The sequence below is a fragment of the Streptomyces sp. NPDC049541 genome (assembly GCF_044465725.1).
Taxonomy (GTDB): domain Bacteria; phylum Actinomycetota; class Actinomycetes; order Streptomycetales; family Streptomycetaceae; genus Streptomyces.
Genome location: NZ_JBITLY010000011.1, coordinates 117196 through 140319, shown reverse-complemented (window position 1 = coordinate 140319; position 23124 = coordinate 117196). Strand labels below are relative to the sequence as shown.

The window sequence follows — 23124 nt, the reverse complement described above, 5'->3', positions numbered from 1 at the left end:
CGCCCAGTTGGTCGGCGTGGAGTAGTGGCGCTCCGCGATCAGCGTGTCCACCGTCACCGGTGCCGGGTCCAGGCTGACGGCCCCGACCGCCGGTGACGCCCGTCATCCGTGCGCGTGCCCGGGCTCAGGTCATGGGCATGAATGCGGGCAGGGTGAGGGCCGAGTGGGCCGGTCGTCCCTCCGCGGAGGGCAGGGTACTGAGATTGCGCAGCATCGCGTTGCGCTGCTCCAGGGCGCGGGCGGTGGTGGGGAAGAGTGTGGCGTCGCCCTTGCCGACCTGGTCCTGGTTCACGGTCACGAACTCACGGGTGTTGTGTTCGTAGGCGGCGAAGCCCGCGGCGTGGTCCCGGTCGGCCAGGGAACCGGCGAGCATGTACGCGCCGACGAGGGCGAGGCTGGTGCCCTGTCCGGTGAGGAACGAGGGTGCGTACGCGGCGTCGCCCACCAGCGCGACCCTGCCGCTGGACCAGCGGGGCATGCGGATCTGGCCGACCGTGTCGAAGAACAGGTCATCCGTGTCCCGCATGGCGGCAAGCATGCCCGGGACCTCCCATCCCGCGTCGGTGAAGACCGCGGCGACCAGGTCCCGTTGGGCTTCGGGGTTCCGGAACGCGTCGAACGGCGGTTCCGGGTGGGCGAAGTTCAGGAAGGCGTGCACGTCCTCGTCGTCCCCGACGGCGTAGAGTGCCGCGGCCCTGCCCGGGGCGTTCCACATCACGGTCTCGCGGAAGAGGCCGAAGGTGTTGCGCATGGTGAACACGGCGAAGCAGTAGCCGAGGTACCGGTGGAACTGATCTTCGGGACCGAAGAGGAACTCGCGGGTACGTGAGTGCAGACCATCCGCACCGAACACCATGTCGAACGTACGCCTGCTGCCCCCGCGGAAGGTGACGTCGACCCCGCGGCCGGACTGGTCGAGGGTTTCGATGGAGTCGTTGAACAAGAACTCCACGTCGTCACGGACCGCCGTGTAGAGAGCGTCGGTCAGATCCCCGCGCCGCACCTCCAGGTCCCGTCCCGTGACGCCGCCGGTGACGGTGTGCGGGTTGAGCGAGGCCACCTCGCTTCCGTCCCTGTCGAGGAAGGTGAGCCGGCGCAGGTCGATGTGCGCGTCCCGCAGCCGCGGCAGGATTCCCATCCTCCGGACGACCTCAAGTGCGGTGCCGCGTACGTCGATGGGGTAGCCGCCGTCCCGAAGTGTGCCTGCCTTCTCGACGACCGTGACGGCGAATCCGTAGCGGTTCAGCCAGAACGCGAGGGCGGGCCCTGCGATGCTCGCCCCGGATATCAGGACCTTGCGCCCTGGCCTGGTGCGGGTGTCCCTCAACAGATCGGTGTGGGTCATGCGTTGACTCCTTTGCTCATGGTGCGGCCGACGAGCAGGGACAGCGCCGTGACGGCGCCGGCTATGACGAACCCGGTGACGAAAGCCGATTCGGCCGGGGTATCCGACCCGGAAGGGGTCCCGGCGGTGAGGAGCGCACCACCGATCTGCGCACCCACGGCGTACCCGAGCACGCGAGTCACCAGGACGAGGCTGGTGGCGATGCCGGTGTCACTTTGATCGACGGAAGTGGCGGTGGTGGTCACCAGCGCCGTCACGCACAGGCCGTTGGCGAGCGAGATCATCGCCTTGCCGATGACGAGGTGCCAGACCTCGGTGTGCACGGCTGCCAGAGCGATCAGGGCGGCGGTCATGAGGACGATCCCGGTGGTGACCACGGCACGCGAGCCGAAACGCCGCGCCCCGATCCCGCTGATCGGCCCGGCCAGCGACGCGGCCAGGGCGCCGGGCAGCAGGTAGAAGCCGATCTCGGTGGCGCCGGCCCCGAAACCGTACTCGTCGGCGGACACCGCGAACAGTTGCGGGACGAGATAGACCGCCACCGAGGTACCGACGCACATCACGAACGTCAGCACACACGACTTCCACATGGCAGGCCGTGCCAGCATGCGCAGATCGACCATTGGCGAGACCGCACGACGCTCAACGGCTGTCCAGCCGGTCACGAAGACGGCCAGAGCCACGATGAGGGCGCCGAGCACGAGTGGCTGCGAGCGGATGTCGGGTGCCACCGCGAGCACGAGCATGAGTGTGACCAGCGTCCCGCTCAAGAGCATCAGGCCGGGCCAGTCGACCCCGGCTTCGTCCGACCGGCCCGGCGGATCATGCGGCATCAGGCTGTTCACGAGCATCGTGGCCCCGAGGACGGCGATCGTCGGCAGCGCGAACATCCAGTGCCGGGACAGCCCTTCCGCCACGGGCCCGGCCGACAGCGTTCCCGCCATCCCGCCCCCCACGAACAACCCGCTGACCACTCCGATGGCCACCTTCGACTCTCCCGCGGGGAGGTGTTTGCGCACCACGATGAACGACAGGGGCAGCGCGCCCACCATCGCCCCCTGCAGTACCTGGCCGAGCAGCAGCACAGGCAGGTTCGGTGCCAGGGCGGACACCAGGCCACCGGCCGAGACCACCGCCATCAGCCGGATCAGGACCCGTTTTCCGCCGTAGCGGTCGCCTAACTTGCCCGCGACCGGTGTGACCAGCGCGCCGGTGATGAGCAGCACGATGCTGAGCAACGCCCCTTCGGCATGACTCATGTCCAGCTCGCGTTGCAGGAGCGGGAGCGTCGGCGTCACCACCGACTCCAAGGCACCAGTGGCGACTGCCAGCATGCCGAGGGCACCGACAGCGGCCTTCCCGATGCGGACCGGTGGAGCCAGAGTTGCGGTCATGGACATCCTTTCCGTGACTACCGGGCGAGAAAGGGCCCGGCCGTATGCGTAGCGCTGCTGCCGCCTTGCCGGGCCCGGTGCGGACACAACGGCCGTGCACGCGGGGTGCGGTGTGCAGCGTGCTTTGTGGACAGGTCGGAGGTCGTCCGGCGGCGTGAACCGGAAACAGTGGTCCCCGAGGTGACACATGCGCGGCTGAGCCGGGCGGAGCAGGAGTACGAGTGCGGCCCGCGCCGACTCCGATACTACACTACACCGTGCAGTGTAGAAGGGCTAGGATGTGCCCATGCCGACCACGAAGACACTGCGCGAGGGATCCGAGCGGAAGCGGACCGCCATCCTCTCGGCAGCCAGGGAACTGTTCCTCGCCGACGGCTTCGACCGGTCCAGCGTCGACGCGATCGCCGCCCGGGCCGGGGTGTCCAAGCGGACGGTCTACGACTACTTCGGCGACAAGCAGACGCTGCTGCATGCGGTCGTCGACGCCATCGGCCAGTCGATGATCACCACGATCCGGCACACCCTCGACGACACCCTCACCGACCTCTCCGAGGCCGCCGATCTCGAGGACGCCCTGGTCACGTTCTCGATGCGGATCGCGACCGACATGCTCGGCTCGGCGGAGTACGCAACGCTGCAACGCCTGGTCCGGGCGGAATCCGGCCACCTGCCGCACCGGGGCTACAACTCCATGGCCGACACGCCCGACGAGGCGATTGCCGAGCGGTTCGCCGCCTTCGCCGCGGCCGGGCTGCTCGACGTCCCCGACCCCCGGCTCGCGGCCGACCAGTTCATTGCGCTGACCTTCGGCGTCGCGTTGGACAGGCTCGGTTCCGCGAATGCCGCGGAGGACACCCGCGTCCGGCCACTCGTCGTCGAGGGAGTGCGGACCTTTCTCCGGGCATACCGAGCCAAGTAGGGCTGGGGCGGCACGGAAGAACAGCGCGTCGTCAGCCCACGTTTCCTCCCGCTTCTCCTCCCTCCGTAGAGCTCCCGACCGTTGGATGTGAGTCGTCAGGAGGTGCGTGAGTCGTAGTTCCCGCGGTTAGCGAGGACCTCGGCCATGTGCGTCTGCGCCCAGCTTCTGAGCCCCCGCGTCATGTGGTGGAGCGACAGACCGAGGTCGGTCAGCTCGTAGGAGACGGTGACAGGGACGGTCGGCGTCACGGTACGGGTGACCACACCATCGCGCTCCAGCGACCGTAGCGTCTGGGTCAGCATCTTCTGGCTGACCCCGGCCAGAAGACGAGCGAGCTCGGAGTAACGCATCGCCTTCGGAGCGTCTGCGGGTGCCGCAACGGGCCGGCCAGGGCTGTTGTCGCCGCCCAGTGCACACAGAATCAGGACGACCCACTTGTCCGAGATGCGGTCGAGCAGCTGCCGACTGGGGCACTCTGCCAGGAACGCGTTGTACTCCACCTTGGCCTGAGCCCTCTTCTGGGCCGCCTTCATCGTCGTCACTGATCGCACCTCTCACCGATGGGTGGGTTACGCACTCCAAAGTGCCTACTTCCTCATGGGAAGTTTCTCTCCAATGCTGATACAGGGAGGCAGCAGACGCCAACCCCCAAAGGCACGACGAAGGGCAACCAGATGAGCACACCCTCCCTCTCTCTTCCCGGCGGCACCTGGACGCTGGGCGACCTGACCGTCACCCGTTTCGGCTACGGCGCCATGCAACTGGCCGGCCCGTGGGTCATGGGGCCACCGGCCGATCGCGAGGGTGCCCTGGCCGTTCTGTGGGAAGCGGTCGACCTCGGCATCACCCACATCGACACCAGCGACGCCTACGGGCCGCGTGTCACCAACGAGTTGATCCGCGAGGCACTGCACCCCTATCCCGCATCGCTGCACATCGCGACCAAGGTGGGCGCGACACGAGACGAACAGGGTGGCTGGCCCCCGGCCCGGCGACCCGAGGATCTGCGCCACCAGGTCCACGACAACCTCAAGTCCCTCCGGCTCGACGTACTCGACCTGGTCAACCTCCGACTCGGCAACGCCGAAGGTCCCCGACCCGGCCCGCTCGCCGAGGCGTTCGAGACGCTCGTCGAGCTCCAGGAGCAGGGCCTGATCCGCCATCTCGGGGTCAGTAACGCCACCGAGGAGCAGGTCACCGAGGCACAGAGCATCGCGCCGATCGTGTGTGTGCAGAACATGTACAACCTCGCCCACCGCCACGACGACAAGCTCATCGACAGGCTCGCCACCGAGGGCGTCGCGTACGTGCCCTTCTTCCCCCTCGGGGGCTTTACCCCGCTTCAGTCCTCGGCGCTCTCGGCGGTCGCCGCTCGACTGGAGGCAACAGCGATGTCCGTTGCACTGGCCTGGCTGCTGCAGCGATCACCGAACATCCTGCTCATCCCCGGCACGTCATCGACGGCACATCTGCGCGAGAACATCACCGGCGCGGGACTCTCCCTCTCCCACGAGGACCTGACCGAGCTGGACGACATCAGCCGCTGAATGCCCCGAGACACACGGCCCGCAACCGCGGTGGCAGCTCACCCGCCTCGGCGGCCGGGTAGGTGGCTGGGTCTCCCGAGGAAGAGGGTTCCAAGCCCCCATCCGCAGAAGGCTGGCTGTCCGGCGGGCGTTGTGCGCGGCCGCCGGGAGCGCGGAGTACGTGCAGGGCTGCGACGACGGCGAAGCCGATCGCCAGTACCGCGAAGAACAGGCCGACGGTGACCGCGGTGCCTCATCCGTGAGGGGGAAGGGGCACACGCGATGGTGCGCGGCGTTGGCGGCGGTTCATGCGGTCGAAGCGATCGCGTGGGTGACGGCCGTGATCGCCGGGACGGGGTGGCCGCCTAGGCGTGCCACGAGCACCCGGCGGATCTCGGGTGGCGCGCCGTCGACGCGCAGCAGGCTCACCCCGGGCGGCAGCACCGGTGAGAGCCGGGACGGCACCGTGGTCACGCCGAAGCCGCCGGCGACCAACTGTAGTTTCGTCAGCCAGTCGCGCGCGGAGTGGATGATGCGCGGCCGTCCGGGCAGGCCGGGCCAGACGCCGAGCAGCGGCTCAGAGCTTGATGACGGGGTGGCGATCCATGCGGCGTCGACCAGTTCGTCGACGTGCACCGTGGTGCGTCCGGCGAAGTCTCCGGTCGAAGACACGGCCACGACGAGGTCGGTGTCCGCGACGGTCTCGACGTGCAAGCGCGGCGCGTCGCCGTCGAAGGGCCGGTGGGGTGGGCGGGACACCAGTATGGCGAGGTCGAGCGAGCCCGCGCGCAGCGCCCGGATCAAGAGGGGAGTGGTGCCCTCGCGGGTGGTGACCGTGATCTGCGGGTCGGCCGCCGCGAGGTGTGCGAGTGCGGCGGGCAGGATCGCCGAGCCCGCGCTCTGGACCACCCCGAGCCGCACCAGTTCGGTCTGCGGGACGGTGTCGGCGAGCTCACGCTCGGCCGCTGCGAGCGAGGCGAGGACCGTGTGGGCGTGCCGGAGCAGGGTCAGGCCGGACGGAGTGAGGCGCACCCCGTCCGGGCGGCGCTCGAACAGGCTGGCGCCGACACTGCGTTCGAGGGCGGCGGCCTGGCGTGAGACGGCCGACTGGGTGTAGCCGAGTCGGGCAGCTGCCGCGGTGAAGCTGCCGGACTCGGCGATCTGCCGTAGAACCCGCAGTCCCGTGCTGGAGATGTCCATGCGCGATACGCATACCACAGATGCTGGATCCTCGCTTCCCGCATGCTCGTCCCGCTCCTAGTGTCGATCTCACGAGCACGGACGTACACGGAGGTCATCACGTGCGAGCAGCAGTTCTGACGCAGTTCGGCGCCCCGCTCACGGTGCGGGAGGTGCCCGACCCCGAGGCGGAGGCCGGTGAGGTTGTGGTCGAGGTCCTCGCCGCCAGCGTGGCGCCCTACGCGGCCGAAGTCTTCGGCGGCCAGCGGAAGTACCCCCTGGTCCCTCCTGTCGTGCCCGGTGTCGGTGGAGTGGGGCGGATCGTCCACGTCGGCCCTGACGCCACCCGGCTGCGGGTCGGCGACCTGGTGTGGTGCGACGCGACGGTGCGCTCGCGGGACGATGCCCTGACGCCCGACATCACGCTCCAGGGCTGGAGTTCGCGCGGAGAGGGCGGCGCACGGCTCGCCCGGTACCTGCACGACGGTTCGTTCGCCGAGCTCATGCGGGTCCCGACGGAGAACGTCTACCCGCTGCCCGCCATGGCAGGGGAGGATCCGGCCCGCTGGGCCGCACTCACGGTGCACGCCATCTCCTACGGCGGGCTGCTGGCAGGCGGCCTCGCGGCCGGAGAGACGCTGCTCGTCAGCGGGGCCACCGGCAACCTCGGCAGCAGCGCGGTCGCGGTCGCGCTCGCGATGGGCGCGGGCCGCGTGGTCGCCCCAGGCCGCCACCAGGCCGCGCTCGACCTCCTCGCCGACCGTTTCGGTTCGCGTCTGCGCCCGATCCCGCTGACCGGAGACGAGGCCACCGACCGCGCGGCGATGTCCGCGGCGGCCGGCGGCCCGATCGACATGGTGATCGACCTGCTCCCGCCCAGCGCACCCAGCTCGGCCTCGCGCGCGGCAGCCATGACAGTGCGGGAGTACGGCCGCGTCGTTCTCATGGGCGGCGTCGGCATGCTCGGTGGCGACGACCTCGCACTCCCGTATCCATGGATCATGCGCAACTCGATCACCGTGCGCGGGCAGTGGATGTACCCGCGCACAGCCAATGTCGGCATCATCCGGCTCCTCGCCTCGGGCACTCTGGATCTCGCCCCCGAACGGGTCCGGTCGTTCGGCCTCGATGCCGTCAACGACGCCATCGCGTACGCCGCCGCGCACGGTGGCCCGTTCGACCGCACCAGCCTCATGCCATCAGCTGACTGACACGGCCCACTGACCCACACCACCCGCACGACCTGCCATCCGCACGAGCACAGGCAGTCATACATAGTTCTGCTCTTTGAGGGTCTGTCAAACGAACGAGGACGACACCGATGCGTCCTACCAGGGGCTCGCCCGGTTCGAACCGGGCGAAGTCCGTCCCGACTCTCGGCAGTCGAACGACAACCGGGAGCTGTACCGCAGCGACTGGATACACCTCATCCGCTCACAGGCCTTCGCGAATCTCTTGTGGACGGCCCACCGTAGCTACGACCAAGGCCTGAGGTGGTTCGCGCGATGGGCACCTACGAACTCCTGTTCTTCAGCCGACAGCTGCTCGGGCGCAACCATCCAGTGGCCTGGCGTGTCCATGAAGTGTGCTGACGATACCCAGAATATGGCGGACAGCGGCGGCCGCCGCTTTGACGACTGCCGCCCTGACAGTCTCAACCCCGGCCGCGCACGCCGCCGGAACGACGCTCGTCCTGGACGCCCAGGAGAACTACTACCTCCCCACCGAGGGCGAGGGCCCGAACCTGGACCTCGACATCACCGCTTCGGGCGGGGACGCCCACGACGTCTCCGTCGTGGTCGACGCGTCGTCCCTCGCCGGGAAGGCGACGATGGTGGTCACGGGGGACTGCGTGAGCACCGGCGCCCTCAAGGTCAAGTGCGCGGTGGGCCCGTTGTCGGGCAAGGAGTCGATCGACCCGTTCTTCCTGAAGCCCACCGCGGCCGCCAAGGCGGGCGACACCGGTGCCATCACCTACACCGCCACCGCCTCCGACGCGCCTACCGTGACGGGGAAGACGGACGTCCTGGTCGGCGGGCCGAAACTCGTCCTCCGGCCCTATCCGGCGCTGAAGGGCATCGCGCCCGGCGCCGTCTTCGAGCGCACCCCGGCCTTCGCCAACACCGGCACAGCTTCCGCCGACAAGGGCGTCATGCTGCTGGTGCAGGACTCAGAAGGCGTCTCTCTGGCGCGTGACCACTCCAACTGCCATTACGCGGACCACCCCGACGGCGGCGCCTGGTGCCGGTTCGACACCCCGGTCGGACCCGGCTCGGTCTATGAGACCAACGCCCCGCTGCGCTACACCGCAGCCACGGACACCATGTACGGCTACAACACCTACGTCGCGTGGCCGGTCGGTGGCACCGCGCCCGACTCCTTCGACCCGTCCGACTTCCCCCACACCGGCACCGGCACGCCGCTCGGCCTGAAGTCCGTCGCCTCCGGCTCCGGCTTCACCGGCTCCGGGTACGGCACCTTCGCCACCACCCAGCACGCCGACTACCAGGCGCTCGGTGACACGGTCGAGGGCAAGGTCGGCGAGACGGTGAGCATCACCGTGGGCGTGCGGAACAACGGGCCGGGCCGGATGGACTTCCGGTGGATGGACGCCGACAACTCCGGCACGTTCGTGGTGACCCCGCCCGCCGGCACCACCATCACCGGCGCTCCCGGCCCCGGCGAGCAGGGCGACCCCGGGCCGCTGTGGAACTGCACACCGCGCAAGGCCGGCGCGAAGAGCTACACCTGCAGCATCGGTAGCACGGACTTCCGGCCGGGCGACTCCGTGACCCAGGAATTCACGGTGCGGATCGACCGGATCGTCCCGGGCGCGCGTGGGAGCGTGAAGGCAGTGGAGAACCCCGAGTACCCCAACCGTGACGACGACGCAGCGAACGACACCGCGGCGATCACGGTGAAGGCCACCGGCTCGGCGACGTCCAGCCCGTCGCCCGGCGCCTCCGCGTCCCCGTCGGCCACAGCCACCGCGAGCGCGTCCAACTCCGGGGCGGGAACGGGGAACGGGACGACGACTGGCGGCGGGCTCGCCGCCACGGGCGCGGACGGAGTCCTGCTGCGGGCGGGCACCGCCCTCCTGCTGGTGGCGGGAGGCGCGCTGGTGTTCCTGGCGGCGCGGAAGTCGCGGCTGCGGAGCCGATAGGTTCGCGGTGCTGTCAGATGCGGGCTGACCTCCTGCAACTGCGGCCAGGGCGCTCATGACCGCTGCCCCACGCCCAAAGGCTGCACCCAAGTTGGGTGTCAGGCGCAGTTCCTGGTGGTAACGGTCGTGAAGTCGAGGGGCGTTCGTGGTGATGGGCATGTGGTCTGCGCTCCTTTCGCGAATGGGGCGAACGAGCAGCGCCCATGGGGGCGCTGCTCGACGCGGCGATCGGTTGACTTCCAATGACTTCCCACGTGGCTGTTCCGCCACGGCGTTGGGGAAGCGATCTTCGGGCAGGCGAGCCGGATAGTTTCCAGTTGGGCGACGTCCATGAGGCTGAGCGTCTCCTCGAACCGCACGGTCCATGAGGCGATGTCGCGAGGGCTGGGTGTTACTGCCCAGACAGGGATCGTGACGCCCCTCCGCATGGCCGCCACGTAGCGGTTCAAACGGGCACGGGTCCAAGCGATCACGCAGTTCCCCATGCTCGGAAGCGATTCTCAAACCGACAGACACGGCTGGCGCTCGAACTTTCGTATGCATCAGGCTTGTTCGGGTGATCGCTCCGCGGCCGGTGCATAGGGCGTAGATCCTCGTGCACAGTTCGGTGATGACGGCGAGTCAAGGAAGGGAAGCTCGGCAACGCCGACGAACCCGGCCGCACCCCCGAACCGACACAGTGCTCCGAGTGTGCCGGCCGAGTGGCGGACAGGCCGGGGCGCGACACGGCTGACCAGGGAGAACGGGATCTTGTCAACGCACCAGGGGGAGGAAGAGCGTGTCGACGATCTCTTCGAGAACCTGGTCGGGTGCGGCGGCGAAGGTCGTCAGGAACTCGTGGCGAAGCAGGTCGAAGGGCAGGGTCTTGATGCGTTCGGTGAGGTTCTCCGCCTTGACTTCCCCACGGTCGACGGCACGGTGGTAGATCGTGTCCAGATGGTGCTCGCGCTGGTCCACGGCTCAGGCTACGGGTGCCCCTCCAGCCCCGGATGCTCGGACCGCACCATCCGTCGAAGACTCAATGAGCGAGCGGAACAAGGTACTTCTGAGGCCGTCCACGCTCGCGCTCCAGGCTTACGACCACATGATCGGCCTGGAGCTGTCCGAGACATCCGTCTACTGCTGCAGCACCAAGGCCCCGTGCGGCGGCGAACTTGCGGGCGGCCACGGTGTCGGCCCCCGAGAACCAGACTCGAGGACCGATGAGATCCCGCGCTGGAGTCTGGCTGCTCTCGGCGTTATGAGGCCCGTCCTGGCGGATTGCGGCGGCGTGGGCATGCGTAGTCGACGCCCCCGGTGTGTCTCCGCCTGTCGACATCCGCGACGATGACGACTGTCCAGCGTCGTGTGCGGCCGAAAACCGGCGTCGTCCGTTCCGATTTGCCTGATCTGCATAGCCATTTCCAGCCGATCATTTGACCCGCTCATGACAGTGCAGCTGTGTGATGTCACTCTTCTGCAGGAAGTTCACCATTCCTTGACAGATTCACCACGCGGTGCACCCGCAGTGTCACCCCCAGCCCCGCCCTCACCCCCCACCTCCTTCCACCCGCATGCCGTGCAGCCTCCAGACCGGCGCCCTCTGCCGCTCTGTGCCGCCCGCGGCCCCCATGGGCCGTCATATCGAAGGAGAAACCGTTGCCCCTGCGAGACCGCACCCTTGCCCGGCGCAGACGCGCCACCGCCGTCGCTCTCAGTTCCCTGGGATCTCTGCTCGCCCTGACCCTTCCCGGCCACGCCACCGCCGCCCCCGCCGACCCGAGCCCCACGAAAATCACCGCCAAGCCCCGGGTCGGTGCCCTGCCGGCGTCCCTGACGCCCGCCCGCCGCGCCACTCTGCTGAAGAACGCCCAGAGCTCAGCCGCCGACACGGCACGCCGTATCGGCCTCGGCGCCAAGGAGAAACTCGTCGTCAAGGACGTCATCACGGACGCTGACGGCACCACACACACCCGTTATGAGCGCACCTACGCCGGCCTGCCTGTCCTCGGCGGCGATCTCGTCGTCCACGACAGGAGCGGGCGCACCACCGTCACCAGGGCGAGCCGGGCGGCCCTTGCGGTGCCCTCGCTCAGTCCGAGGATCCGCTCAGCCGCCGCCGCAGACAAGGCCGAGGCAGCCTCGAAGCGCGCCCGGGTCAAGGGTTCAGAGGTCGAGCGGAAGCCCCGCCCGGTGATCTGGGCCGGCTCCGGAAAGCCCGTTCTGGCCTGGGAGAGCGTCGTCGAAGGCGTCCAACAGGACGGCACCCCCAGCGAGTTGCAGGTCGTCACTGACGCCACCACCGGCAAACAGCTGCTGGCGGCCGAGAAGGTGGACACCGGCACCGGCACCGGCCAGTACGTCGGCACAGTCCCGCTGGGCACGACCCAGTCGGGATCGACGTACCAGCTCACCGACTCCGACCGCGCGGGACACAAGACGTACGACCTCAACCAGGGCACGTCGGGCACAGGCACCCTCTTCACGGACGACAACGATGTCTGGGGCGACGGCCTTCCGTCGAACCGTCAGACCGCCGGCGTGGACGTCGCGTTCGGCGCCGCGGCCACCTGGGACTACTACAAACAGGTGTACGGCCGAAACGGGATCCGCAATGACGGTGTCGCCGCCTACAGCCGCGCCCACTACGGCAGCAACTACGTCAACGCCTTCTGGCAGGACTCCTGCTTCTGCATGACCTACGGCGACGGCTCGGGCAACAACCACCCGCTGACCGCGCTGGATGTCGCGGCCCACGAGATGAGCCACGGTGTCACCGCGGCCACGGCCGGCCTGAACTACTCGGGCGAGTCCGGCGGCCTGAATGAGGCGACCTCCGACATCTTCGCCGCCGCCGTGGAGTTCTACGAGAACCTCCCGGCCGACCCGGGCGACTACCTGGTCGGTGAGAAGATCGACATCAACGGCGACGGCACCCCGCTGCGGTACATGGACAAGCCCTCCAAGGACGGTGCCTCCGCCGACAGCTGGGGCCCTTCCCTCGGCGGCCTCGACGTCCACTACTCCTCGGGCCCCGCCAACCACTTCTTCTACCTGCTCTCCGAGGGCAGCGGAGCCAAGACAGTCAACGGCGTCTCCTACGACAGTCCCACCTACGACGGCCAGCCCGTCACCGGCATCGGCATCCAGAACGCCGCCGCCATCTGGTACCGCGCCCTGACGACGTACATGACCTCGACCACCAACTACGCCGGCGCCCGCACCGCCACCCTCTCCGCCGCTGCCGACCTGTTCGGTGTCTACAGTCCGACCTACCTCGCCGTCGCCGATGCCTGGGCGGCGATCAACGTCGGAAACCGCATCGCCCTCGGGGTCAACCTCGCCCCGATCGCCGACCAGACCAGCGGCATCGGCCAGGCGGTCAGCCTCCAACTCGACGCCTACACCACCAACACGGGAGCCACGCTGACCTACGAGGCCACCGGGTTGCCCGAGGGCCTGAGCATCAGCCCCAGCGGTCTGATCACCGGCACGCCGACGACGCTCGGCACCGGCGACGTCACTGTCAAGGTCACCGACAGCACGGGAGCGTCCGTCTCGAAGATCTTCAGCTGGCGGATCGCCTACGTCTACGCCAACGCCACCCGCGTGGACATACCGGACAACGGCCCTGCTGTGGAGTCACCGGTCACCATCACCGGCCGCGACGGCAACGCCTCCGCGACCACCTCCGTCTACGTCAACATCGTCCACACCTACCGCGGTGACCTGACCGTCGACCTGGTCGGCCCCAACGGCACCGTCTACTCCCTGCTCAACCGCAGCGGCGGCTCCGCCGACAACGTCGACCAGACCTTCACCGTCGACGCCTCCGCGCAGCCGCTGAGCGGCACCTGGAAACTGCGCGTGCAGGACCGGGCAAACATCGACGTCGGATACATCGCGCGCTGGCAGCTGACGCCCTGACCCACAGACGGCACCCCGCTGCCCGGACCCGCCGGTCCGGGCAGCGGCTATTGGCTGTGCCGCTTTACGAGGGCTCTCGTCCCTGTCTGGTGAGGCGGCCACATGCCGGGCTGTTCGGTTCGCGAAGTCGCGCGCAGCGCGTGGGGTGCGCACGGTCTTCGGCGTTGACCTGGGGGTTGCTTCCGTGAGGATGGGCGGAGGTTTCGCGCCTGTCCCCAGCGCTCGGCCGAGCCGCGGCAACCCGGCGACCGGGCGGTCCCGCCCCGCTTCCGGTCCGAGGCGGGGTGTCAGTCCGCGGAGTTTCTCTGCGGCGTCGCGGCGTCCAGGGTGTCCGGCTGTGGGACGCGGCCCGCGGACGGGTCGTCGGTGTGGTCCGCGGACGGGTCGTCGGTGTGGTCCGGCTCTTGCGGATCGATCATGGCCGCCCAGTGTTCCGCCCAGCGGGCGAGGGGGTGCAGAGCGTGGCGCGCCTCCTGTCCCAGCGGGGTGAGTTCGTAGCGGCTGTCCGGTAGTTGGTGAATCACCTGGGCGTCCAGCATTTCGGTCAGGCGCTGCCGCATCACGCTGGAGGACATGTCGTCGCACCGCTTCTGCAAGGGGCGGAATCCGAGCGGGCCCTCGCGTAGCTCCCACAGGATGCGCAGACTCCACCGCCGCCCGAACAGATCGAGTGCGGCCATGAGGGGGCGGCCGGTGGTCGAGCCGCGAACAGGACTGCCAGGCCTGGGTGTTGCCATGTCGGGATGTCCAGCTCTCCAGGGTTGATGCTTCGGATACCGACACGCTAGCATCGGTAACCGCTTCGGAAATCGAAGCGCAGGAGGCTGTTGTGGCACCTGCCTTGTACCCCGGGTTCGACGTCGGCGCCGAGTCGCGCGGACGGTGTACGCGGGAGATCGATTGCAGGACCCACCAGGTCCTGCAAACCGGCCCGGCGGAACTTCACTGCTGCCTCGTCAGCGGTTGCTGCCACCAAGCCGACGTCCACTCAGAGCTGGAGAGCAGATGACGATCACCGAGTCTCCCTCGGCGGCAGCCCGGGCCGCCGTCGCTGCCGCCCTGGCCGAGGACGCGTCAGGGAAGGACATCACCACCGAGTTGAGCGTTCCCGAGCGCCTGGCGGCCACGGCCGAGATCCGCACCCGGCACAGCGGCATCGCCGCCGGCCTCTCCGTCGTCACCGAGGTTTTCGCGCAGGTCGACCCCGAGGTCAAGGTCGAGCCGGCCGTCGCCGACGGCGCCCGACTGGCCGACGGCCAGGTCCTGGTGCACCTGTCGGGTTCGGCGCGCAGCCTGATCACCGGGGAGCGTACGGCACTGAACTTCCTGCAGCGCATGTGCGGCATCGCGACGCTGACCGACCGCTACGTCCAAGCCGTGGCAGGGACCAGGGCGCGCATCCTGGACACGCGCAAGACGGCGCCGGGCCTGCGCGCCCTGGACAAGTACGCGGTCACCGCCGGCGGCGGCCACAACCACCGCCTCGATCTCGCGGCGATGGTCCTGCTCAAGGAGAACCACATCGCCGCGGCGGGCGGGGTGACCGCCGCGATCGAGGCGGTCAGGCGCGGGACGGCGCGCACCGGGCAGACCGTGGAGAGCGATGTCGAGGTGCAGACCGTCACGCAGGCCGTCGAGGCCCTCGACGCCGGAGCCCGCTGGATCATGCTCGACAACATGCCGGTGGCCGACATCGAGCAGGTCGTGAACGTCCGGGCCGGGCGGGCCGACGCTTCCCGGATCCTGCTGGAGGCCTCGGGCACCATCCGCCTGGACACAGTTCGCGCCATCGCCGGGACGGGCGTCGACCTCATCTCGGTCGGGGCGTTGACGCACAGCGCGCCCGCACTGGACCTCACCATGCTGCTGACCACGGGCCCGGTGCCATGTCCGAGGTCATAACGATCGTCGACGCGTGCCAGCGAGACGGCGCGGGTGGCAGCCCGACCGCCGTTCTGGACGATGGGCCGTTCACCGACGCGGAGCGGTGCCGCATTCCCACGGAGTTGGGAACATCGCACGCCGTCTTCCTCCGTGCGACCGGAATCGAGTGTCATCGGCCCGCGTACACACTGCGGTTCTTCACCGCCCAGGACGAACTGCCCGCCTGCGGCCACGGCACCGTCGCCGCCCTCGCCGTACTCGCCCAACCGGAAGGCGGCGACCACGACTACCGCGCCGTCCTGCGTACAGCCCATCGCAGCTTCGACGGTCGGGCCGGCAGAATCGGTGACGGCCTGACGGCGTCGTTCGACACGGGCCCGGTCAGCCTGCGTAGCGCCGGTGGACCCGAACTGAGGGCAGTCACAGACGGCCTCGGACTGACCATGGACGCGGTCGCCGGGGACGCCTGTGTGGCGACGAACGGGCGGCCGAGACTTCTGCTGCCCCTCCGATCCCGCGCCGAAGTGGCCGACCTCACGCCGGAATCAACCCTGTTGCGCGCAGCCTGCGACCGCTACGGCCTGCTGGGCTGCTACGCCTACTCGCCCCCGGACCGACACGGCCGGGCAGCAGCCCGGATGTTCGCCCCGTCGATCGGCGTCCCCGAGGACATCGCCAACGCCAACAGCACGGCCTGCCTGGCAGCGCATGCTGCCGGGTCCGGCACCCACCGCCTCGCTGTCGACATGGGTGACCACCTCGGCAGACCGTCCACCATCACAGCGACCGTCCACCGCGACCGCACGGGAGACCGGATCCGAGTCGGCGGCCAGGCAGCGATCGTGCGCACGGTCATGCGCTGAGGCCTGCGCGCTCAAGGCGAGGGTGCCGGTGCGCAGCACGTCCAACTGCTCCTGTGAGACCTGGGCCAGTTCTGACGGCATCTGTCGCAGGGGCACCGAGCCCCACCCGGCCGCAGCCCCGGCCGGTTGATCGAAGCCGTCCGACTTCGACGCCGTCTCCGGGACCCAGCGCGCCGGGCATGGATCCGAGCATGCTTCTGATCATCCATTCCGAACACTGGAGGTACCGTGGCCAAGGGCTACTGGGTCAGCGTCTACCGCACCATCGCAGACCCTGAGAGGCTTGCTGCCTACGACAAGCTGGCCGGTCCAGCCGTCAAGGCCGCGGGCGGGCGGACGCTCTCCCGCGGCAGCCGGGTCGTCGCGCACGACGGCGGCATAGCCGAGCGCACCATCCTGATCGAGTTCGACAGCTTCGAACAGGCGGTCGCCGCACGCGCGAGTACGGCCTACCAGGAGGCGCTGGCCGTACTTGCTGACTGCGTCGAGCGCGACTTCCGCATCATCGAAGGCCTCGACTGACGACCGATGCCGCGCAGGGAGGAACACGATGCCTGGCTACGGGGATCACCCCGGCTCGGGCGTCGGCCTCGGTGCCGGGCGGGCGCGTTCGACGAGCTTCCTGCGGTCGAGTCACAGGCGTCCACGGCCGCAGCTCCAAGGCAGACCTGACCTGCTGACGGCTCCGGTCGTGCGGCGGCGATGGGCTGTCCTTCCCCGACGCCCTCAGTCTGAGGATCAAACACCGCGAGCCATTCCGGCCATTCGCACCCGTCATCCTCGCCGATCACGCCGACACCTGGTGCGACCTGAACGTGACCAGCCCGCTCACACTGCTGGCCCCGCCCCTCCGCCCCCCGACAAGATCGCCGGAGTCGTACACGTCGACGGCACCACACGCCTCGAGTCCGTCGGCCCGGCAGCCGCGCCCGCCTACGGGGCACTGATCGAGCACTTCCACCAGCTCACCGCGGTGCCCCTGGTCCTGAACACGTCCTTCAACGACCGCGAGCCCACCGTCGAGACTCCAGCCCACGCGTTCGCCGCATTCCAGGCCTGCGATCTGGATGCCGTCCGGTGGTTTTTCGAACACGGTGATCCTGATGAACCGCAGCCCTTGGAGCAGCCGAACTGTCCCGGCCGTTCGGCGTCGCCAGCCGTGCATGACTGCAACGGCGCACGCAGCTCCCCGAGTTCTACCGGAGGCAGGGGAACAGAGCAGCGACATGACCGGACGCAGTGGTGGCACAGCCCGCGCCTTGTGAGCTGCCTCACCCGCTGCTGTCTGCCCACGGTCCGAACTGCCTGGCCAGCGCTGGCTTTCCGTACCCGAGACCGGTGCGATGGCCGGATACGTCAATGATCTGTCATTGCAGCCAGTCCGTGGGCCGATACAGGCTGTGATCGTGTTTGAGCGACGTGTTGTGGTGGTGGTGTACGCGAACGCAATGGCGCTGGACATCACCGGACCCATCGAAGTGTTCGATACCGCCAACCGGTTTCTCGCCCCGGCGGGAGCCCCCTACCGGATCGACTTCGTCTCCGCCGAAGCACCACTGGTGCGGATGAGTTCCGGAATGATGGTGATGGCCGCCCCGTTGGAGGCGGGGGAGGGCCCGATCGACACGCTCCTCGTGCCGGGCGGGTGGGGCCTCAGCGGTGCGCTCCAGGAAACGGCGTTGGTCTCTTGGATCCGTCAGGCAGCGGCCCGGTCCCGCAGAGTTGCCTCCGTATGCGGCGGTTCCTTTCTGCTCGCCGAGGCCGGCCTCCTCGACGGCAGACGGGCGACCACGCACTGGGCGTACAGCGACGCGCTGGCCCACCGCTATCCGGACGTGACGGTGGACTCCGAGCCGATCTTCGTGTGGGACGGCCCCTTTGTGACCTCCGCGGGTGTGTCGACGGGGATCGACATGGCGCTGGCTCTGGTGGAGGCCGATCACGGTGCGGCGCTCGCGCTGCAGACGGCACGGTATCTGGTGCTGTTCCTCAAGCGGCACGGGGGACAGGCGCAGTTCAGCGCCGTCCTCGACGCCCAGTTGGCCGACCATCCGCCGATCCGGGCTGCGCAGGAGTGGATTCTGGAGAATCTGCACAACCCCTTACCGGTCGCCGAGATCGCCCGGCGAGCCAATATGAGCCTGCGTAACTTCGCCCGCGTTTTCAGGCGTGAGGCGGGCACGACCCCCGGCCAGTACATCGAGCGAACGCGTATAGCCCGCGCCCGCGAACTGCTGGAAACCACCGATCTGACGATCGGCCAGGTAGCGCGCCGCTGCGGATTCGGCGCCACCGAGACCTTCTTCCGCTCCTTCGGGCGAACCCTCGGACTCACCCCGACGGAATACCGGCACCGCTTTCAGCTCATCTCGCCCTCCGGCTTCATCGACCCGCACCACGAGACGCACAGGAGCCCCGTATGACCATGACGACCGCGGACTCGCCCGAGGCAGGAACGGTACGCCTGGTCGACCACCTGGCGGGGGAGCTCGCCCGGGCCGGCGCCACCCACGTGTTCGGGGTCGGCGGCGCGAACATCGAGGACCTGTACGACGCACTTCACCGCGCCGGTACCGTCCGCGGCGTCGTCGCCAAACACGAGTTCTCCGCCGTCACGATGGCCGACGGATGTGCCCGTACCACCGGGCGCATCGGCGTCGTTGCCGCCACCTCGGGCGGTGGTGCCTTGAACCTCCTGCCTGGCCTGGCCGAGGCGTACGCCTCCCGGGTACCCGTGCTGGCCCTGGTGGGTCAGCCGCCGACCGGCCAGGAGGGCCACGGGGCGTTCCAGGACACCAGCGGCAAGGCGGGCTCCTTCGACGCCCGGGAGGTCTTCGCACCCGTCTCCCGGTTCTGCGCGCGGGTCGATGACGCGGACTCGCTCACGGAGTTGCTGCCCCGGGCGGTGGCGGCGGCACAGACCGACCCGCGAGGGCCGGCGGTCCTGCTGCTGCCCAAGGACGTGCAGCAGACAAGGATCCAGTTGCCCGGCCGCGGCGCGGCACAGACGCCGAGCATGCCCACGTCGGAGTCGACGGCATCGACGGTGCGGCTCGACACGGTGGCCGTCACCGCCGTGGCGGACACCCTTCACCGGGCCGACCGCGTCCTCGTCATCGCCGGTGAAGGCGTCGCCGCCACGGACGCCCGTGCGGAGGTGGCCGAACTGGCCCGGCGCCTGGGCGCGTGGGTCGCGGTCACCCCCGACGCCAAGGACGTCTTCGACAACAGCGATTCCCGATTCGCAGGTGTGGCCGGCGTGATGGGCCATGCCAACGTCGAAGACTGTCTGCGGCGGGCGGACGTGTGCCTGTTGGTCGGCACCCGGCTGCCGGTCCTGGCACGCGGGGGCCTTGAACGGGCCCTGGCCGCCACCGAAGTCGTATGCCTGGATCCCGAACCACCGTTCGTGCCGGGCACCGCACTGATCGGCCATCTGCCGGACACGCTGCGCGCGGTGACCGGCCGGATCCCGCCACGCTCACGCGCCTGCCCTCAGCACGCCGGCCCGCTTCCCACGCTCGTGCCGAGCACGGACGCACAGGCCCGAGGCCGGACCATCCCCTACGCCCAGGCGGTCGCCGCGGTGGAGGCGGCGCTGCCGCACGATGCGCACGTCTTCGTGGACGCCGGCAACGCGGGGGCCAGTGCGGTCCATCTGCTCCCGGCACCGCGCCACGGCCGCTTCGTGCTGGCGGTCGGCATGGGAGGCATGGGCTACACCTTCGGTGCCGCGATCGGCGCCTCGCTCGCCACCGGCCGACGCACCTATGTACTGGCCGGGGACGGGGCCTTCTTCATGCACGGGATGGAAGTGCACACGGCCGTGGAGTACGCCGCACCCGTGACCTTCGTCGTCTTCAACAACGACGCCCATGCCATGTGCGCGGTGCGTGAGGAGCACCTCCAGGGCGGCGTCCGCAGCGACGACCTCTTCTCCCGGACCGACCTCGCCGCCGGCATGGCCGCGGCCTTCCCGTCCCTGGAGGTCACAGGAGCCGACGACGCTGCGCACCTGCGCCGTGCTCTGCTGCGCAGCAACGCGGGCAGCGGGCCGGCGTTCGTCGCGCTGGACTGCGACCCAGGTGAGATCCCTCCCTTCCGCCCCTTCCAGTCCTTCCTCGAAGCCACCCAAGGCACCGAAGCCACCGACAGCAAGGAGAGCTCCTATGCGCGAGGCGTCGTCCACGTTGGCTGACATCCCCGGTCTGATGCGGATCGAGAACCCCGGCAAGGAGGAGTTGACCGCCCACTGCATGGAGCTCACCCATGCCGTCTACCCCCACCACCAGGTCTACGGGCAGTACTGCACCATCCACGAGTACGTCGACTGCCCCCCGGAGCAGGTCTACGACTACCTGCGCCAGGGTCACCACCTGGAGGAGTGGACAGCAGCCTGCGGGACTTCGCGCCCGCCGATACACCGGGGCTGTGGGTCGGATACGACCGGCTTGAGGACGACACCAGGATCTACTGCAAGGTGGTCGCCCATCCCGAGGCCATGACCGTGGACTACCACTGCTCCTGGGACCAGGGCGAAAAGCTGTGGATGATCTACCTGATGCGCGTCGTGCCGGCTCGCCTGGTGCTCGACAAGCCGGGATCGGTGATCACCTGGACCAACTGCCGGCACCCGTACTACGACGACAACCCGAGCCCTGACCTGGCTCCTCGCCCGGACCGCCCCTGGGTGGGCGACTTCTGGGACCTCTTCTACGCGGGGCACACCGTGGAGATGAACAACCTGAAGGCGATCCTGGAACACCGCCACCGCAATGGTCTGCCGGTCAGCGTGGCTCCGGTGAGGGCGGTGGCGCAGTGACCACGGTCAGCCTCACCGACGTCGCAAGCTACCTGCCCGGCGAGCCGGTCCCCGCGGACTTCTACACCGAGTACCCCGGAGCCGAGGACAAGCTGCGCAGCCACCCCATGTTCAAGGTCCCGCCGATGCGGCACCACGTGGCAGCGGACGAGACCAACGCGGACATGATCGAACGCGCCGTGCAGCCCCTGATCGAACGGCATGGAAGGGACGAGATCCGAGGTGTGGACGTGCTGTTGGTGCACAGCCAGCTGCCGGACCTGCCTTTCGTGGGCGCCGGCACCGAGGTGGCACGTCGGCTGGGCCTGAACCCGGAGTGGCTCATCGACGTGGCCAACGCGGGCTGCGCGTCCTTCGTGTACATGGTGAAGCTGGCGCGGCAGATCCTGAGCACCACCGATGCGAAGACCGCGCTGATCTGCAATGCGCAGAGCGCCGCGGGACAGTGCTTCACGCAGTCCGAGGTACGCCGGCTCGCCCAGGCCGCGATCCCGGGTGACGGCTGCGGCGTGGGCTATGTGACGACGTCGGCCGACAGCCCGGTGCTCGACGTGGAGACCCGGCACATCGGCGAGTACGCCGGGGACATGACCGTAGCGGTCGACGACGGGCGCAAGTACTGGGAGCCGGGCGAGTCCCAGCTGCGCATCGGCTTCACCGACTCCAGCGTCGCCAAGGTCCTGGCACGCGGCAATCGCCTCGTCCCGGAGGTGGTCACCGAACTGTGTCGGCGGCTCGGCGTGGCGACCACCGACATCGACGTCCTCATCACCAACCAGCCCAACCGCACCTTCCTGCGGAACTGGCGAGAAGCGCTGCAATTACCCGCCGAACGGCATCTGAACACCTTCGACGAGTACGGCAATCTCTTCGGAGCGGCGATCCCGATCACCCTGGACCGCGCGATCCGGTCACACCAGGTCGCGGACGGTGACCTGGTGGTTCTCGGGGGGTTCGCCCATGCAGGCGACTTCGCCGGTGCCGGTGCCGTGCGTTGGCGCGGCGGGCGGGGCTGACAGATGAACATGCCCGTGCTGCACCGACTGGCCCTGAACGAGAGCCCGTACCCCCCTCTGCCCTCGGTCCGCAAGGCGATGCAACACACCGTTGCACAGGCCCACCGGTACCCGCAGTTCTATCCCGACGACCTCACCCAGCGGATCGCCGCATGGTGCCAGGTGAGTCCCGACCGCGTCGTGGTCGGCAGCGGCTCGGTGGGAGTGGCCCTTCAGTCACTGCAGGCTGTGGTCGAGCCTGGCGACACAATGGCCTACGCCTGGCGCAGCTTTGACGCGTATCCCCTGCTGGGCGCCATGGTCGGTGCACAAACCGTCCCCGTACCCCTGACGCCCGACGGATGCCAGGATCTGGATGCCCTGCTGGCGGCGCTCGACCATCGCACTCGCGTCGTGGTGCTGTGCAATCCGCACAACCCCACCGGGACCCTGGTCACCGCCGACGCGCTGGCGGCGTTCTTGCGTCGCGTTCCCCGGCACGTCACCGTCCTCCTCGACGAGGCGTATGTGGAGTTCGCCCGTGACGCCGATCTGCCGGATGGCCCCACCCTCTTGGGCCACCACCCCAACCTGCTGGTCCTGCGCACCTTCTCCAAGGCGTACGGCCTGGCCGCCCTGCGGGTCGGCTACGGACTCGGCGCCCCCGACCTGGTGGCACGCATCCGCCGGCAACAACTGCCCTTCGGGATCAACGCGGTGGCGACGGCGGCCGTGCAGGCATCGCTTGGTGCCACCGACGAACTGCGCCGACGCGTGGACACCGTCGTCGCCGAACGCGACCGGCTCCACCACCAACTCATCCAGTATGGCTGGCACATACGGCCGAGCCACGCCAACTCCCTCTGGCTCGCCGCCCCCGATCCGGTCGACGAGGGTGCCGCGGCACTCACCGCTGCCCAAGTCCAGGCGCGCCACTACCCCGGCGAGGGACTGCGAATCACCGTGGGCAGCCGGGAGGCCAACGACGCCGTGCTCGCCGCGTTGGCAGGAGCGGCCGGCACGAAGCGTCAGGCAGGCGTGCACCGAACGCACCACAGAACGAGGCGGTGGGCCCGTACCACCGGCGGCCGGTGAACGGTGGGACGGCGGCAGGCCGAAACCCATGAG

Annotated in this window: 18 protein-coding genes and 3 pseudogenes; 15 read left to right on the top strand and 6 right to left on the bottom strand. The window is 69.1% G+C overall.

What is annotated here, in order from left to right; genetic code table 11:
* Positions 1 to 124 precede the first annotated feature (124 nt).
* Positions 125 to 1345 carry an FAD-dependent monooxygenase gene (locus tag ACIBW9_RS34070; protein WP_398960877.1) on the bottom strand — a complete coding sequence of 407 codons (1221 nt, stop codon included), beginning with the start codon at positions 1343 to 1345 and terminating at the stop codon, positions 125 to 127.
* The gene (locus ACIBW9_RS34065) at positions 1342 to 2739 is read right to left on the bottom strand and encodes an MFS transporter (RefSeq protein WP_398960876.1); all 1398 of its coding nucleotides are present in this window, start codon (positions 2737 to 2739) and stop codon (positions 1342 to 1344) included. Before ACIBW9_RS34065 ends, ACIBW9_RS34070 begins: the two co-directional genes overlap by 4 nt.
* 286 nt (positions 2740 to 3025) lie before the next feature.
* Between ACIBW9_RS34065 and ACIBW9_RS34060 the strand changes: the two genes are divergently transcribed.
* Positions 3026 to 3658 (top strand): TetR/AcrR family transcriptional regulator, encoded by a 633-nt coding sequence (locus tag ACIBW9_RS34060; protein ID WP_398960875.1) that lies wholly within the window; start codon positions 3026 to 3028, stop codon positions 3656 to 3658.
* A gap of 95 nt (positions 3659 to 3753) precedes the next feature.
* On the opposite strand, the gene ACIBW9_RS34055 is transcribed toward ACIBW9_RS34060, so the two are convergent.
* Positions 3754 to 4191: a winged helix-turn-helix transcriptional regulator gene (locus ACIBW9_RS34055; protein ID WP_398961008.1), complete on the bottom strand. Its 438-nt coding sequence runs from the start codon at positions 4189 to 4191 to the stop codon at positions 3754 to 3756.
* Positions 4192 to 4332: 141 nt separating this feature from the next.
* Here ACIBW9_RS34055 and ACIBW9_RS34050 point away from each other — a divergent pair, with 141 nt between their 5' ends.
* Positions 4333 to 5205 (top strand): aldo/keto reductase family oxidoreductase, encoded by an 873-nt coding sequence (locus ACIBW9_RS34050; protein WP_398960874.1) that lies wholly within the window; start codon positions 4333 to 4335, stop codon positions 5203 to 5205.
* A 285-nt stretch (positions 5206 to 5490) separates the two neighbouring features.
* Here ACIBW9_RS34050 and ACIBW9_RS34045 read toward each other — a convergent pair whose 3' ends face one another.
* A complete protein-coding gene (locus ACIBW9_RS34045) occupies positions 5491 to 6384 on the bottom strand; it encodes a LysR family transcriptional regulator (protein ID WP_398960873.1) in 894 nt (297 codons plus the stop codon).
* Between the two features lie 101 nt (positions 6385 to 6485).
* Here ACIBW9_RS34045 and ACIBW9_RS34040 point away from each other — a divergent pair, with 101 nt between their 5' ends.
* Both ACIBW9_RS34040 and ACIBW9_RS34035 read left to right on the top strand, forming a co-directional pair.
* Positions 6486 to 7574, top strand: coding sequence for an alcohol dehydrogenase catalytic domain-containing protein (locus ACIBW9_RS34040; protein WP_398960872.1), 1089 nt, complete (start codon positions 6486 to 6488; stop codon positions 7572 to 7574).
* 419 nt (positions 7575 to 7993) lie between these two features.
* Complete coding sequence (locus ACIBW9_RS34035; protein WP_398960871.1) at positions 7994 to 9526, top strand: hypothetical protein; 1533 nt, start codon at positions 7994 to 7996, stop codon at positions 9524 to 9526.
* 753 nt (positions 9527 to 10279) lie between these two features.
* On the opposite strand, the pseudogene ACIBW9_RS34030 reads toward ACIBW9_RS34035, so the two are convergent.
* Positions 10280 to 10462, bottom strand: a pseudogene (locus ACIBW9_RS34030) (TetR/AcrR family transcriptional regulator C-terminal ligand-binding domain-containing protein); the annotation flags it as partial.
* Between ACIBW9_RS34030 and ACIBW9_RS34025 the strand changes: the two are divergent.
* A pseudogene (locus ACIBW9_RS34025) lies at positions 10436 to 10688 on the top strand (IS5/IS1182 family transposase); the annotation flags it as partial. The pseudogenes ACIBW9_RS34030 and ACIBW9_RS34025 sit on opposite strands and share 27 nt — an antisense overlap.
* A 476-nt stretch (positions 10689 to 11164) precedes the next feature.
* A complete protein-coding gene (locus ACIBW9_RS34020; RefSeq protein ID WP_398960870.1) occupies positions 11165 to 13432 on the top strand; it encodes a M4 family metallopeptidase in 2268 nt (755 codons plus the stop codon).
* 287 nt (positions 13433 to 13719) lie between these two features.
* On the opposite strand, the gene ACIBW9_RS34015 is transcribed toward ACIBW9_RS34020, so the two are convergent.
* Entirely contained in the window at positions 13720 to 14112 is a 393-nt protein-coding gene (locus ACIBW9_RS34015) for a winged helix-turn-helix transcriptional regulator (RefSeq protein WP_398960869.1), read from the bottom strand.
* Positions 14113 to 14437: 325 nt separating this feature from the next.
* Here ACIBW9_RS34015 and nadC point away from each other — a divergent pair, with 325 nt between their 5' ends.
* From nadC to ACIBW9_RS33970, 9 genes and pseudogenes are all read left to right on the top strand, one after another.
* Entirely contained in the window at positions 14438 to 15334 is an 897-nt protein-coding gene (nadC, locus tag ACIBW9_RS34010) for a carboxylating nicotinate-nucleotide diphosphorylase (protein WP_398960868.1), read from the top strand.
* On the top strand, positions 15319 to 16179 hold the full coding sequence (locus ACIBW9_RS34005; RefSeq protein WP_398960867.1) for a PhzF family phenazine biosynthesis protein: 861 nt from the start codon (positions 15319 to 15321) through the stop codon (positions 16177 to 16179). The genes nadC and ACIBW9_RS34005 overlap by 16 nt, the downstream gene beginning before the upstream one ends.
* Before the next feature lie 228 nt (positions 16180 to 16407).
* On the top strand, positions 16408 to 16701 hold the full coding sequence (locus ACIBW9_RS34000) for a DUF1330 domain-containing protein (protein WP_398960866.1): 294 nt from the start codon (positions 16408 to 16410) through the stop codon (positions 16699 to 16701).
* Between the two features lie 185 nt (positions 16702 to 16886).
* Positions 16887 to 17542: pseudogene (locus ACIBW9_RS33995) on the top strand (carbamoyltransferase C-terminal domain-containing protein).
* Positions 17523 to 18602 (top strand): GlxA family transcriptional regulator, encoded by a 1080-nt coding sequence (locus ACIBW9_RS33990; protein ID WP_398960865.1) that lies wholly within the window; start codon positions 17523 to 17525, stop codon positions 18600 to 18602. Before ACIBW9_RS33995 ends, ACIBW9_RS33990 begins: the two are co-directional and overlap by 20 nt.
* Positions 18599 to 20377 (top strand): thiamine pyrophosphate-binding protein, encoded by a 1779-nt coding sequence (locus ACIBW9_RS33985; protein ID WP_398960864.1) that lies wholly within the window; start codon positions 18599 to 18601, stop codon positions 20375 to 20377. Before ACIBW9_RS33990 ends, ACIBW9_RS33985 begins: the two co-directional genes overlap by 4 nt.
* A 186-nt stretch (positions 20378 to 20563) precedes the next feature.
* Positions 20564 to 21001 (top strand): hypothetical protein, encoded by a 438-nt coding sequence (locus ACIBW9_RS33980; protein ID WP_398960863.1) that lies wholly within the window; start codon positions 20564 to 20566, stop codon positions 20999 to 21001.
* Positions 20998 to 22017 carry a 3-oxoacyl-ACP synthase III family protein gene (locus ACIBW9_RS33975; RefSeq protein WP_398960862.1) on the top strand — a complete coding sequence of 340 codons (1020 nt, stop codon included), beginning with the start codon at positions 20998 to 21000 and terminating at the stop codon, positions 22015 to 22017. Before ACIBW9_RS33980 ends, ACIBW9_RS33975 begins: the two co-directional genes overlap by 4 nt.
* A 3-nt stretch (positions 22018 to 22020) precedes the next feature.
* On the top strand, positions 22021 to 23091 hold the full coding sequence (locus ACIBW9_RS33970) for a histidinol-phosphate transaminase (RefSeq protein WP_398960861.1): 1071 nt from the start codon (positions 22021 to 22023) through the stop codon (positions 23089 to 23091).
* The last annotated feature ends 33 nt before the right edge of the window (positions 23092 to 23124 follow it).

Excerpts from the sequence above, each read along its gene's own strand:
- ACIBW9_RS33970 (WP_398960861.1), top strand. The coding sequence starts at position 22,021 with ATGAACATGCCCGTGCTGCACCGACTGGCCCTGAACGAGAGCCCGTAC.
- ACIBW9_RS34050 (WP_398960874.1), top strand. The coding sequence starts at position 4,333 with ATGAGCACACCCTCCCTCTCTCTTCCCGGCGGCACCTGGACGCTGGGC.
- ACIBW9_RS34065 (WP_398960876.1), bottom strand. The coding sequence starts at position 2,739 with ATGACCGCAACTCTGGCTCCACCGGTCCGCATCGGGAAGGCCGCTGTC.
- ACIBW9_RS34055 (WP_398961008.1), bottom strand. The coding sequence starts at position 4,191 with ATGAAGGCGGCCCAGAAGAGGGCTCAGGCCAAGGTGGAGTACAACGCG.
- ACIBW9_RS34005 (WP_398960867.1), top strand. The coding sequence starts at position 15,319 with ATGTCCGAGGTCATAACGATCGTCGACGCGTGCCAGCGAGACGGCGCG.
- ACIBW9_RS34045 (WP_398960873.1), bottom strand. The coding sequence starts at position 6,384 with ATGGACATCTCCAGCACGGGACTGCGGGTTCTACGGCAGATCGCCGAG.
- ACIBW9_RS33990 (WP_398960865.1), top strand. The coding sequence starts at position 17,523 with ATGGCCGGATACGTCAATGATCTGTCATTGCAGCCAGTCCGTGGGCCG.
- nadC (WP_398960868.1), top strand. The coding sequence starts at position 14,438 with ATGACGATCACCGAGTCTCCCTCGGCGGCAGCCCGGGCCGCCGTCGCT.
- ACIBW9_RS33985 (WP_398960864.1), top strand. The coding sequence starts at position 18,599 with ATGACCATGACGACCGCGGACTCGCCCGAGGCAGGAACGGTACGCCTG.
- ACIBW9_RS34060 (WP_398960875.1), top strand. The coding sequence starts at position 3,026 with ATGCCGACCACGAAGACACTGCGCGAGGGATCCGAGCGGAAGCGGACC.
- ACIBW9_RS34070 (WP_398960877.1), bottom strand. The coding sequence starts at position 1,345 with ATGACCCACACCGATCTGTTGAGGGACACCCGCACCAGGCCAGGGCGC.
- ACIBW9_RS34015 (WP_398960869.1), bottom strand. The coding sequence starts at position 14,112 with ATGGCCGCACTCGATCTGTTCGGGCGGCGGTGGAGTCTGCGCATCCTG.